This is a genomic window from Paenibacillus sp. WG02 (genome assembly GCF_055396115.1).
The window spans coordinates 5,096,388-5,108,784 of sequence record NZ_AP036016.1 but is presented as its reverse complement, the minus strand read 5'-3'; the positions used below and the strand labels follow the sequence as shown (position 1 = coordinate 5,108,784).

The 12,397-nt window shown below is 47.2% G+C and carries 11 protein-coding genes; 4 read left to right on the top strand and 7 right to left on the bottom strand.

Features of this window, described 5'->3' with window-relative positions:
- Window positions 1-45: 45 nt before the first annotated feature.
- From proC to ACBP55_RS23225, 5 genes are all read right to left on the bottom strand, one after another.
- A complete protein-coding gene (proC, locus tag ACBP55_RS23245; protein WP_464645281.1) occupies window positions 46-915 on the bottom strand; it encodes a pyrroline-5-carboxylate reductase in 870 nt (289 codons plus the stop codon).
- Window positions 916-942: 27 nt separating this feature from the next.
- Entirely contained in the window at window positions 943-2,190 is a 1,248-nt protein-coding gene (locus ACBP55_RS23240; protein ID WP_464645279.1) for a glutamate-5-semialdehyde dehydrogenase, read from the bottom strand.
- On the bottom strand, window positions 2,183-3,919 hold the full coding sequence (locus tag ACBP55_RS23235) for a proline--tRNA ligase (protein ID WP_464645277.1): 1,737 nt from the start codon (window positions 3,917-3,919) through the stop codon (window positions 2,183-2,185). Before ACBP55_RS23235 ends, ACBP55_RS23240 begins: the two co-directional genes overlap by 8 nt.
- A gap of 25 nt (window positions 3,920-3,944) precedes the next feature.
- Window positions 3,945-5,045, bottom strand: a complete 1,101-nt coding sequence (gene proB, locus ACBP55_RS23230) for a glutamate 5-kinase (protein ID WP_464645275.1) — start codon at window positions 5,043-5,045, stop codon at window positions 3,945-3,947.
- A 384-nt stretch (window positions 5,046-5,429) separates the two neighbouring features.
- On the bottom strand, window positions 5,430-6,632 hold the full coding sequence (locus ACBP55_RS23225; protein WP_464645273.1) for an aminotransferase class I/II-fold pyridoxal phosphate-dependent enzyme: 1,203 nt from the start codon (window positions 6,630-6,632) through the stop codon (window positions 5,430-5,432).
- Between the two features lie 154 nt (window positions 6,633-6,786).
- Between ACBP55_RS23225 and ACBP55_RS23220 the strand changes: the two genes are divergently transcribed.
- From ACBP55_RS23220 to ACBP55_RS23210, 3 genes are all read left to right on the top strand, one after another.
- Complete coding sequence (locus ACBP55_RS23220; RefSeq protein WP_464645271.1) at window positions 6,787-7,314, top strand: DUF1572 family protein; 528 nt, start codon at window positions 6,787-6,789, stop codon at window positions 7,312-7,314.
- 79 nt (window positions 7,315-7,393) lie between these two features.
- Entirely contained in the window at window positions 7,394-8,194 is an 801-nt protein-coding gene (locus tag ACBP55_RS23215; RefSeq protein WP_464645269.1) for a carbon-nitrogen family hydrolase, read from the top strand.
- Window positions 8,195-8,563: 369 nt separating this feature from the next.
- Entirely contained in the window at window positions 8,564-9,946 is a 1,383-nt protein-coding gene (locus ACBP55_RS23210; protein ID WP_464645267.1) for a glycine--tRNA ligase, read from the top strand.
- Window positions 9,947-9,998: 52 nt separating this feature from the next.
- On the opposite strand, the gene ACBP55_RS23205 is transcribed toward ACBP55_RS23210, so the two are convergent.
- Window positions 9,999-10,490, bottom strand: a complete 492-nt coding sequence (locus ACBP55_RS23205) for a cysteine dioxygenase (protein ID WP_464645266.1) — start codon at window positions 10,488-10,490, stop codon at window positions 9,999-10,001.
- A 534-nt stretch (window positions 10,491-11,024) separates the two neighbouring features.
- On the opposite strand from ACBP55_RS23205, the gene ACBP55_RS23200 reads away from it, so the two are divergent.
- On the top strand, window positions 11,025-11,462 hold the full coding sequence (locus ACBP55_RS23200) for an SgcJ/EcaC family oxidoreductase (RefSeq protein ID WP_464645265.1): 438 nt from the start codon (window positions 11,025-11,027) through the stop codon (window positions 11,460-11,462).
- Window positions 11,463-11,479: 17 nt separating this feature from the next.
- Here the strand turns inward: ACBP55_RS23200 and ACBP55_RS23195 are convergent, their stop codons facing one another.
- Entirely contained in the window at window positions 11,480-12,352 is an 873-nt protein-coding gene (locus ACBP55_RS23195) for an SDR family NAD(P)-dependent oxidoreductase (RefSeq protein ID WP_464645263.1), read from the bottom strand.
- Between the last annotated feature and the right edge of the window lie 45 nt (window positions 12,353-12,397).

The following is a 12,397-nucleotide window of genomic DNA, read 5'->3' as shown; positions in this document are numbered from 1 at the left end:
TGTAAACTTTCACCTGCTTTAGATAGAATTAGATCTCAAAAAAACTTAGGAGGATTTCGCTACAGGGCTTGGCGCAGCAATTTGTTCGCCCATTTCTTTGGCTCGCTCTGCAGAACGAAACACCGCTTGTGAGATGGCTTCGCTAAACTGAAAACGATCCAAAGCTTCTATGGAAGCTTGCGTTGCTCCATTAGGCGATGTGACCTTGCGACGCAGTTCAGCAGGATTTTCTTGCGTTAACTGAACCATATGCGCAGCTCCGAGCACCGTTTGCAGTGTTAATTGATGTGCATCTTCTGCAGTAAGACCGCCTTCAATGCCAGCTTTGATCATAGCTTCCATGAAATAGTAGACATAGGCAGGACCGCTGCCGGATACGCCTGTCAGAATTTCTAATTTCTCTTCTTCCACGATCGTTACAATGCCAACAGCCTCAAACATTTGGGTTGCCACTTGTCTGAATGTAGCATTAACCTTCGAGGAGAAGCTCATCCCTGTAGCGCCTAGACCAATTGTGCTGGACGTATTGGGCATCGTGCGAACAATCGGCATATTGGTTTGCAGCAGAGCTTCTGTTTTCGCGATAGAGAGCCCGGCAATGACCGAAACGAGAAGCTGCTGCTCGTTCAGAAGCGGCTGCAGCTCGGCGAAGGCATTCTCCACATCCTTGGGCTTCATGCAAAGAACGACAACATCGGCTTCACGTAGAAAGGTTTCCTTCGTTAACGGGTCTGACGTTGCCTGAAGACCGTATTCTGATCGTAGAAAAGCTAACCGGTCTTGATCCGAGCGATTCATTACATATAGATTTTGGGGATCAGCGACTTTGGTTTCAATGAGTCCGCGGATGATCGCTTCCGCCATCGAACCGGCGCCGACAAAGGCTATTTTGGTTTGGGATAAAGTAGTGGACATCGTTCATTCCTCCTTGATTTTGAATCGTTATTCGCGTATTTGTCCGCTTCCATAAACGCGGTATTTGGTTGAAGTTAATGACGGTAGACCCATGGGTCCGCGAGCGTGAAGCTTTTGGGTGGAGATGCCGATTTCCGCTCCGAAGCCGAATTCAAAACCATCGGTGAAACGAGTCGAAGCATTGTGATAAACCGCCGCTGCATCCACTTCCTGTAAAAATCTTTCGGCATTAGCCGCATCTTCCGTCACGATACATTCGGAGTGCATCGTGCCGTATTCACGAATATGATCAAGGGCTTCATCTAGATCCTTCACAACTTTAATGTTAAGAATGTAGTCCCCATATTCGGTTTTCCAGTCTTCGATTTCGGCAACCTGCATGCTAGGCACTAACTCACGAGCACGTTCATTACCTTTTAGTGCTACATGAGCACCTTTGAAAGCCTCTGCTATGGCACCTAGATGCTTTTCTGCAATAGACTCATGTACAAGTAATGTTTCCATGCTATTGCAAACAGATGGACGCTGAGCTTTGGCGTTGATACCGATGCGAACCGCCATATCGAGCTGTGCACTTTCATCTATAAAAGTATGACATACACCCGCACCTGTTTCAATGACAGGAACAGAGGCGTTATTGACAACATTTTGAATTAGTGAATGCCCGCCTCTTGGAATGAGCACATCGATGAGACCATTCAATTTCAGCATTTCATCTACAGAACTGCGGTCTGCGCTTAGAATCAATTGAAGGGCATCAGCAGGAATGGCTGAACGGCTTAATGCACCGTGCAGAACCTCAACAATTTTCTCATTGGAAAATAAAGCGGAAGAACCGCCACGCAGAACAACTGCGTTGCCTGTCTTAAGACACAAACCAGCTGCATCAACGGTCACGTTTGGTCTTGCTTCATAGATAATGCCGACCACGCCAAGGGGCACACGGATTTTGCGAATACGCAGCCCGTTTGGACGTTCAAATGCTTCCAACGTATCCCCAACCGGATCGGGGAGCTCAGCAATTTGGCGCAGCCCTTCAGCGATCGCTGTGATACGGGATTCATTCAGGGCTAGACGATCGAGCAGGGAAGCGCTTGTGCCTAAATCTTTGCCTCGCTGCAAATCTTTGGCGTTCACTTCAATAATCGCCTGCTGCTCCGTTACGAGGCTATCTGCCATAAGGAGTAATGCGGCATTCTTTTGTTCAGTTGTGAGATTACCCATTGTCTGAGCAGCTTGTTTGGCTAATTTAGATTTTTGAACGACTTCACTCATGGGAAGATCGACCTCCTGTTAGGAATAAAGAATGGCAATGCGTAAGTATATGCTCTACAGATCGTTCATATTGACTGCCGTCTCGGCGTTCTTTACATTCTACTATTCGCTCACTTGCTTTCTTGCCGACTGTGATTCGAAGTGGGAAGCCTAGTAGATCCGAATCATTGAATTTAACGCCAGGACGTTCATCCCGATCATCCCAAAGGACAGAGTAGCCGGCCCTAATTAAGGTTGAATAAATCTCTTCGGATAATTTCATTTGAACTTCATCCTGAACATGAACGGTCAGTAGATGAATGGTAAAAGGTGTAATGGACTCAGGCCATACAATGCCTCGTTCGTCATAATTTTGCTCGATAATGGCAGCAAGCAAACGTGAAACGCCAATACCATAGCAGCCCATAATAATGGGCTCCGAAACCCCGTTTTCGTCGCTGAACGTTGCGCCAAGGGAACGGCTGTACTTGGTGCCGAGCTTAAATACGTGCCCAACCTCAATCCCTTTCGCAAAAGAGAGCTCGTGACCACAATGGGTACATAACTCGCCTTGGGCGACATTTCGAACGTCATGATAAGAAATCGCTCCGAGATCCCGGTCGACCTCCACATGAACCAGATGGTAATCACGCTCGTTGGCTCCAACGACAACATCCTTCAAGCCCTTGATAGAAAAATCAGCGATAATTCTCACATCCTGGAGTCCAATTGGACCGATAAATCCGGCAATGGATCCTAACTTCTCTATATCAACTTCAGAAAGCATGGAGACCTCATCAGCCCCAATGGCTTGCTTCAGCTTGATCTCATTTAATTCATAATCGCCTCGCAGGAGGGCAATAACTGGTGCTCCATCAGCTTGTAAGGCAACAGATTTAATGATCTGATTGGCATCTATTTGTAAAAATTGACTTAGCTGCTTGATGCTTGTCACTTGTGGCGTGTGAACTTTCACTGGTTGCGAAGCTTGTAAAATGGAATCTGCTCGCTCGGATTTCCGTTGTTCCGGCACTGTTCCAATTGCTTTTTCAATATTCGCTGCATATTGGCAGGAGGTGCAGTGGACGATTGTATCCTCTCCAACATCAGCTAAGGCCATGAACTCATGGGTATCCGTACCGCCGATAGCGCCGGAATCGGCTTCAACCGCTCGGAACTGCAATCCGCATCGTGTGAAAATGTTAACATAAGCGTTATACATGCTTTGATAGCTAGCATCTAGACCGCTTTCTGAACGGTCGAAGGAATAGGCATCCTTCATGAGGAACTCTCGTCCACGGAGCAGACCGAATCGGGGTCTGCGTTCATCGCGATATTTCGTTTGAATCTGATATAGCGTGACAGGCAGCTTCTTGTAGGAATGAATCTCGTCCTTCACGATCGTCGTGATGACTTCTTCATGCGTAGCTCCTAATGCAAATTCCCGGCCATTCCGATCTTCCAGACGCATCAACTCGGGACCATAGACATCCCATCTGCCAGATGCTTTCCATAATTCGGAAGGGTGAAGAGCGGGCATAAGCATTTCCTGAGCACCGGCTGCATCCATTTCCTCGCGGACAATTTGTTGTATGTTGTGTAGGGCTTTAAGACCCAAAGGTAAATAAGAGTAGATACCACTGGAGAGCTGCCGTATTAATCCCGCACGCAGCATCAGACGGTGGCTTGCTGCTTCCGCATCTCCCGGAACGTCACGTAAGGTTGGGTTAAGCAATCGTTGTTGTCTCATGGTTGGGAGAGCCTCACTTTCTTCATTAGGTTAAAGGAACCCATTCATCACGGTGAATGACTTCGATCCGGGCAACTTCTACACGTTTCTGGACCTCATCGGTCGATAACCCTGCGGCGGCTTGCACTTGCCAAGCCGCGTAATTGACGACGCCACGTCCTAGCAGCGCGCCTTCGATGCTGATTACCTCGACGACGTCGCCGGGGTGGAAGTCTCCTGCAGCACCGGTGATGCCGGCAGGAAGCAAGCTCTTGCCACCGCTGAGCAAGGCCGCCTTCGCGCCTTGGTCAACGATGATTTGCCCTTGGGGCAGCGAGTGGAAGCCGACCCATTGTTTCTTCACCGGTAGGTTGTTCAGCGCCGTGTCGAAATACGTGCCCTTGCCGCTGCCGTCGACAGCGTGCGGCAAATCACCGGGCTCGAGTACGCGCCCGATGAACACCGGCACGCCTCCGCGCATTGCGATGCGGGCGGCCTCGACCTTGGAGCGCATGCCGCCGGTGCCGACCGCGCTCCCAGAGCCTCCAGCGAAGCTGAACAGCTCATCGCTGATGGCGTCCACGCGATCGATACGCTGCGCGTTCGCGTTTTTGCGGGGGTCGTCCGTGTACAGGCCGTCCATATCCGTAATGATGATCAATTTGTTCGCTTTGACCAAATTGCCCACCAAGGCTGACAACGTATCATTGTCGCCGAACTTCAGTTCATCTACCGCGACGGTGTCATTCTCGTTAATGATCGGCACGACGCCGCGCTGCAGCAACTCGTCGATCGTCATGAGCGCGTTCTGCACGCGCTTCCGGTTAGAGAAGTCGTACCTTGTGAGCAAAATTTGCGCCACGCTGATGCCGTGGGACGCAAAGGCTTCATGGTACGCCTGCATGAGAAGCGCTTGGCCGACCGCTGCTGCGGCCTGCTTCTCGTGCAGTACCTTGGGCCGCGTGCGGTAGCCAAGGGAGGTGAAGCCTGCGGCAACTGCGCCGGAGGTTACCAGCAGGACTTGATGACCGTCCTGCTTCAATTGCGCCAGCTCCGACGCGAAAAAACGTATCTTATCCGGATTGAGGCCCCCGGTATCTGAAGTTAACGAGCTGCTGCCGATTTTAACGACGATTCGCTGAGTCATATCGATCCCATCCTTTGATTGACATGTATGTAGATAACAAAAAAGACTCCCGTCCTCATAACATAAGGACGAAAGTCTGTAGCTTCCGCGGTACCACCTTAGATTGGCGCACACCGATAGCGGCTGCACCCAACTCTAGATTCCCTAAATAACAGCAGGGCACTGTTCAACTCATCGTTGACTGTTCAGGGGCGGGTTCGGAGTCGGTTCACGGCAAGCTCTCTCAGTCTATGGAGCTTACTCCCTGTTTACGTGCTTAACGGTTCCTACTATTCCCATCATAACATTGCGATATAGAAGTTTTAAGGACTTCCTTTTTTTATTCTATCTAGAATAGCATGCAGTACAAGCGTTTGTAAAGAAGCAGCAGCCTCTATTTTTTGCTTATCCAAATAGATTCAGCTTGCCAATTCGTTGCACGGCTTCTGCTAATCGTTCTTCAGAGGATAAGAGGCCAAGCCTTACATAGCCTTCTCCGTGCGTTCCGAAGCCTACGCCTGGTGCGACGACAACTTTCGCTTCTTGCAAAAGCAAATCGGCAAGACTTTGTGAGGAGTGTCCTTTAGGAACGGGCAGCCATGAGAAGAAAGACCCTTGTGAGGGGCGTGCATGCCAGCCAATACTAGCAAGAGCTGTATATAGGGCATTGCGGCGGCTTTCGTAAACATCACACAGCTCAGTAACACAATCTTGCGAGGCCGTGAGAGCTGTTGCGGTTGCCGCTTGGATACCGCCGAACAACGAGCAGTAGTAATGATCCTGCATCAAGTTAATAAGGCGGATAACTTCTCGGTTCCCTAGAGCAAAACCGACACGCCAGCCAGCCATATTGTACGTTTTGGAAAGGGTGTAGAACTCGATACCGACTTCTTTGGCTCCTGGTGTCTGCAGGAAGCTGACCGGCTTCTGACCGTCGAAGCCTATCGCGCCATAGGCGAAATCACTTGCGACAACAACACCATGCTTTTGTGCGAATTCGACTGTTTCTTCATAGAAGGAAGCGGGAGCTGTTGCACCCGTTGGGTTGTTCGGATAATTAATGAACATCAGCTTCGCTCGGTTCAAATCGGATTCGCTGAGCTGTGAGTAGTCTGGAAGAAAGTTGTTTTCTTCACGCAAGGGCATGAATGCCATCTCGGCGCCGGCAAGAGCAACCCCGGACCAATAATCCGGATATCCAGGATCTGGAACCAAGCAGACATCCCCCGGATTAAGCAAACATTGTGCGATCTCGATTAGTCCTGTTTTACCGCCAAAAAGAATCGCTACTTCCGTATCAGGATCAAGATCTACGTTGTGATCTTCCTTATAACGCTGCGCAATGGCTTGTTTCAGAAATGGAAATCCGCTGAAAGGCGGATATTTATGATACAAAGGGTTAGCAGCAGCTTCTTGTATGGATGCCACGATATGCGGAGGCGTAGGGCGGTCTGGATTCCCTTGGCCGAGGTTAATGACGTCATGTCCCGCAGCAATTTGCTCATTGGCTTTGCGTACGAGTGTTGCAAAAAATTGAGTCGGAAGTCCCTTCATACGATCAGCAGGCTGTATTGTAAAAGGGCTTGTTGTAGGGGATACTTTAGTCACGTTTTAATTCACACTCCGGAGGTCGGGATTTTAATTAATAACCTTAATGTATCATGATTAATCTTTTTTTCATAGTGATGAAAATAATCGATTTTACATCACGCAGCCAATATCATAAAGTTAATCCATAAGTTTTGGAAAGGTGCTGAAGACCATGTCGGACAACACACTAGTGGCGCAAGTTTTTTTGCAGGAATCTATACGTGCATTTGAAAATATGAAGAAGCTGGCGGATAAAGCATTCGCGCAAACGGAAGATGCTCATTTTTATTTAACGCTAGATGAGGAGTCGAATTCGTTAGAATTGCTGATTAAGCACATGCACGGGAACATGTTGTCACGGTGGACAGATTTCTTAACAACGGATGGGGAAAAGGAAACACGCCAGCGTGACGGTGAATTTGAAAGCAGCCAATACTCGCGGGAAGAGCTCATTTCCAAGTGGGAGGAAGGCTGGAAGGTTCTGTTTGATACATTGCACGCACTCACTCCGGATGATGTTCTTAGGACTGTTCAAATTCGAGGCGAAGGGCATTCTGTGCTTCAAGCCATTCAGCGCCAAGTGTCTCATTATGGCTACCATGTGGGTCAAATCGTTCTGCTCAGTAAGCATTGGGCAAAGTCTCATTGGGAGACTTTAAGTATAGCAAGAGGACAATCCAAAGCGTTCAAACCATCATGAGTTCCATTGAGTTCAAACTGATTTTAGACTACTATAGAGAGATATTGGTAATCTGACCGTTGGAAGGAGTCTTCATCATATGTCCGAATCACAATTACTTCACATTGCACTTATTCAAATGGATATCCAAATCGGAGAACCTGATACGAACTTTGCTCAATTGGAGAAGCTTCTACATCAAGCAGTGAGTGGAGATCAAAAGCCTGATGTGATCGTATTCCCTGAGATGTGGAACACCGGCTACGCCTTAACGGAGATTCAGCAGTTGGCTGATCCTAACGGTGTTAGGACGAAAGCCTTTTTGAGTGATTTTGCCCGGACTCATCATGTCAATATTATCGGAGGATCTATTGCAGATAAAAGAGACGATCGTGTTCTGAACACGATTTATGCGTTTGATCGTGAAGGCGCGGAAACTGCCGAGTATTCCAAAATTCACTTATTCCGTCTTATGGACGAGGAAAAGTTTCTACATAGCGGCGACCAGTTTGGCCGATTTGAGCTTGAAGGCGTTCCTGCTGGCGCGATGATCTGCTATGACATTCGTTTCCCTGAGCTTGCGCGCAAATTAGCGCTGGATGGCGCACGAATTTTATTCGTACCTGCGGAATGGCCGCACCCTCGTTTGCACCACTGGCGTACGCTGCTCATGGCCAGAGCCATTGAGAATCAGATGTATGTCGTTTCCTGCAATCGTGTTGGGACGAGTGGAACGACGAATTTCTTTGGGCACTCGATGGTGATTGATCCTTGGGGCGAAGTGCTGGTGGAAGGCGATGAGAGCGAAGCGATTTTGCATGCAACCATCGATTTGACGGAAGTCGTGCGTGTTCGCGCTAAAATTCCGGTCTTCGAAGACCGTCGTCCACATTTGTACTAGTTTAAATAAAAATGTACCTACAACTATTTGATTTTTTGTCGTTTTTTCTGTAAACTAAAGCCAATTGAATGATCAATTGTGGCTGTGAAGGATGAATAGTACTTGAACAACTTCAAGTTCAGCGAGCTGGGGACGGTGAGAGCCCAGATTGAAGCTCAAGGAAAAGGCTATCCGGAGCCAATACGATAAAGGGGATACGCTGTTTTATGGGTGTATCAACTAGGGTGGAACCGCGGGTGCGTAAGGCTCTCGTCCCTAGGCATTATTTGATGCCTTTGGATGTTGAGCTTTTTTTGCGTCTGCTCATATCCAAAATGGTCGTCGAAGGTCTTTGACTTACAAACGAGAAGCTGAAGGAGCGAATGAACAATGAGCGTTACTATGGATCAAGTTGTAGCATTAGCAAAGCACAGAGGTTTTGTATTCCCAGGATCAGAAGTGTATGGCGGTTTGGCTAACACTTGGGATTACGGTCCACTTGGTGTCGAGCTGAAAAACAACATCAAGCGTGCTTGGTGGAAAAAATTTATTCAAGAATCCCCGTATAACGTGGGTCTTGATGCAGCGATTTTGATGAACCCGCAAGCTTGGGTAGCATCTGGTCACGTAGGCAATTTCAACGATCCAATGATCGATTGCAAAAGCTGTAAAGCACGTCACCGTGCGGATAAATTGATTGAAAATAAATTGGCTGAGAAAGATATCGAAATCATCGTCGATGGCATGACTTTTGACGATATGATGAAGCTTATCGTAGAGCACAACATCGTTTGTCCGGACTGTGGCAGCAAGGATTTCACAGACATTCGTCAGTTCAATTTGATGTTCAAAACCTTCCAAGGTGTAACGGAAGCTAGCACCAACGTGGTTTACTTACGTCCTGAGACAGCACAAGGGATTTTCGTCAACTTCAAAAACGTTCAACGTACGATGCGCAAAAAGCTGCCATTCGGTATCGGTCAAATCGGTAAAAGCTTCCGTAACGAAATCACGCCAGGTAACTTTACGTTCCGTACACGTGAATTCGAACAAATGGAGCTTGAGTTCTTCTGTAAGCCCGGCGAGGACATGAAATGGTTCGAGTACTGGAGAAGCTTCTGTCATAACTGGCTGTTGTCCCTAGGTGCCAAATCAGATAACCTTAGACTTCGTGATCACAACGAGGATGAGTTGTCCCATTACAGCAATGCGACGACGGATATCGAGTACAAATTCCCGTTTGGCTGGGGCGAACTCTGGGGTATCGCGGATCGTACAGATTTTGACTTAAAACAACACATGGAGCATTCAGGTTCTGACTTCAACTATATTGATCCAGAAACAAACGAGCGTTACATTCCTTACTGTATCGAGCCTTCTCTTGGCGCCGACCGCGTTACGTTAGCGCTTTTGATTGATGCTTTCGAAGAGCAAAAGCTGGAAGGTGACGACAGTCGTACGGTTCTACATTTCCATCCTGCACTGGCACCGATTAAAGCGGCTATTTTCCCACTTTCCAAAAAGTTGAATGAAGGCGCGCAGGCTGTATTTGCCGATCTAGCGAAGCATTTCATGGTGGATTATGATGATACAGGTTCTATTGGTAAAAGATACCGCCGTCACGATGAAATCGGTACACCATTCTGTATCACATACGACTTTGAGTCCGAGACAGATGGTCAAGTAACAGTACGTGACCGTGATACTATGGAACAAACACGGATGCCCATTTCTGAATTGAAAGCATTCATTGAAAATTCACTTCAATTTTAATTACCAAGCCCCTTGTAAGAACGTCAATTGACGTGATTACAGGGGGCTTTTTTTAGATGACATAATCCAAGATCTCACTGTAAGGTAAGTAGCGTGTTACTCCCTGGAGAGGTGGGCTATAGACATGGATGGAAACAGCGGGCTCGTGAAAAGGGTTGCTTAACTGATGAATTTGCTCGCAAGGAGCTTCAAAATACTCACCTGAACCAATATAGTCATCTGTTTGGGCGACTGGATAACCTTCTGAGTCTAAAGCGTATTTGGTATTGACTAGTGATCCCTCAATTAAACAAGCCGAGCCAATGGACAAGCCGTGGTTATGAATCGCTGTTGCCTGCGAAGCAGGTATGTGAATGACAATAACTTCGAGATCTTTCGTGCTATAAACGACATTCCGACCATAAGGTAGTTGCTTGGGCTCTGTTTTATAAGCGGGTACCTCATGGAATAAGTTTTCTAAGGATTGTAGGGCTTCTTTCAGCTGTTCTAATGAAGGTTCTTGCAATTTACAGAATGTCTGCTCAATTGCTCTTAATAAGGTCATGGTTTCCGCCTCCTGGGCTAATGCTATCTTTTTATCATTTTTTATTGGGGGATGGATAAATTTTGTTTATATATCATATGCGTTCGGAGGTCAAAGGGTTAGAGGGATCTGTGGAATTTCATCAATTTGGTATGTAATCGGTCTGTGGACTGGGATTTTTTCCTGCTCTGGTGCGATTTCTTGAAGAGATTGTTATGTCAAAATGTAGTTGTGTGGAGTGATGACCATTACATTGATTTAGCGGAACCTGAGTGCGCTAATTATTGTAAAGTGCTCGTTTTTTCACGCCAAAGGGAACTACGATTCGTTATTTAGCCCAAATGGGGTGAAAATACTTCAATTTTGAGAAAATAGCGGAATGACGTTCCGCAATGGTGCCGCAATCGGGAAAAATGAAATAAATAGCGGATCCACGTTCCGCGAAAACACCATACTCCGGTATTACGAAACAAATAACGGAACGACGTACCCTCCGTAGAACCAAAGTTTCGGTATACCGCGGAAAATAAAAATTTTAAAGAGAGGATGAGGCTAATGATGGTCGATGTAGAAGAAGACAAGAAATCGATACTCACCATTTTTGAGTCGCTTGGCAAAGCTTGGAATGAGCATAATGGGCAAGCGTTCGGCCAATGTTTTACAGAAGATGCGGACTATGTGACCTTCAATGGACAGCATATAAAGGGACAACAAGATATTGCGGAAATTCATCAGAAGCTGTTCGATGGTGTGTTAAGAGGCTCGTCAATGTTGGAAGGAGGTTCAGTTCAAATCCGATTTCTAACTCCCGACATGGCTATTGCTCATTGTGTTGGAGTTGTTAAACTTAGATGGCAGAAAAAAACACCAAAGAATAGAGATTCCATCAATACGAATGTGCTTGTCAAAGAAAAAGGCGATTGGAAAATTGCAGCTTTTCACAACTGCCGGATCCAACCGCCGAATTTTATTCAGAAATGGTTCATGAAGTAATCTCACATACGAACGGCTTAAATCCGGAACGGAGGCACTTGTCTGCCATCGATATCCGTGAAGCCATACTGTTCAGCTAGGGCACCTACCTCGAGAAGCTGACCTGCCTTTTGACTTACATGAGGATCGGATGCCAAAGCGACAACGGCGCGACCGATATATTCCACAGATTCTGTCGGTTGAAGTGCTTCGACTTTCATGAAATCAGGATCACCTGCTTCTAATCCATAATGTTTATAAACAGCTTCCGTACGCATCCAGCCAGGTGCTAAAGTAAGCGCGGTTACATCGATATGGTTTGCTTTCAGATTTTGAGACATGGCGCGAGTCATATTCGCAACCGCTCGTTTCACCGTGTCATAAAAAACATTGATAGGGTAGTCGATGCCAAAGTCAGAGTAGACGCCAGTGTTAATCAAAAGACCACGATTTTGTTCGAGGAAAAAGGTAGTCATCGCATACTGGCTTGAGACCATCTGTGCACGCAGTCCTGCCTCGAACATTTTGTCCCACCGCGACATCGGCTGCTCCCAAAAAGGAACGGAAAAATCGACATCATAATAACCCTCGTAACCGCCCCACGCATTATTGACCACAATATCGAGTGTGCCTTGTTCTTGTTTAATACGTTCATACAAAGCTCTGACATCTGCGTCAATCGTATGGTCACAACGAACGGCGATTCCTAATCCACCGCGCTGCGTAACAGCTTCAGCGGTATCTTCAATTGTACCCATGAGATCTGTTCTCGTAGATTTCGCTCTCGTACTGCGTCCTGTCACATAGACAGTGGCTCCAGCCTCCCCAAGCGCTAAGGCAATGCCGCGGCCTCCGCCTCGACTGGAACCGGTAACCAAGGCAACTCGTCCTTGCAGGTTTTTTTTATACATCGTTGTGCCTCCTTAGAGTTTTTCGCCAGAAAAACTGGCATCGTA

What these genes read in the sequence shown, in the direction of transcription:
- ACBP55_RS23200 (WP_464645265.1), top strand. Translation starts at nt 11,025, where the DNA reads ATGATGGTCGATGTAGAAGAAGACAAGAAATCGATACTCACCATTTTT.
- proC (WP_464645281.1), bottom strand. Translation starts at nt 915, where the DNA reads ATGTCCACTACTTTATCCCAAACCAAAATAGCCTTTGTCGGCGCCGGT.
- ACBP55_RS23195 (WP_464645263.1), bottom strand. Translation starts at nt 12,352, where the DNA reads ATGTATAAAAAAAACCTGCAAGGACGAGTTGCCTTGGTTACCGGTTCC.
- ACBP55_RS23220 (WP_464645271.1), top strand. Translation starts at nt 6,787, where the DNA reads ATGTCGGACAACACACTAGTGGCGCAAGTTTTTTTGCAGGAATCTATA.
- ACBP55_RS23240 (WP_464645279.1), bottom strand. Translation starts at nt 2,190, where the DNA reads ATGAGTGAAGTCGTTCAAAAATCTAAATTAGCCAAACAAGCTGCTCAG.
- ACBP55_RS23205 (WP_464645266.1), bottom strand. Translation starts at nt 10,490, where the DNA reads ATGACCTTATTAAGAGCAATTGAGCAGACATTCTGTAAATTGCAAGAA.
- ACBP55_RS23210 (WP_464645267.1), top strand. Translation starts at nt 8,564, where the DNA reads ATGAGCGTTACTATGGATCAAGTTGTAGCATTAGCAAAGCACAGAGGT.
- proB (WP_464645275.1), bottom strand. Translation starts at nt 5,045, where the DNA reads ATGACTCAGCGAATCGTCGTTAAAATCGGCAGCAGCTCGTTAACTTCA.
- ACBP55_RS23215 (WP_464645269.1), top strand. Translation starts at nt 7,394, where the DNA reads ATGTCCGAATCACAATTACTTCACATTGCACTTATTCAAATGGATATC.
- ACBP55_RS23235 (WP_464645277.1), bottom strand. Translation starts at nt 3,919, where the DNA reads ATGAGACAACAACGATTGCTTAACCCAACCTTACGTGACGTTCCGGGA.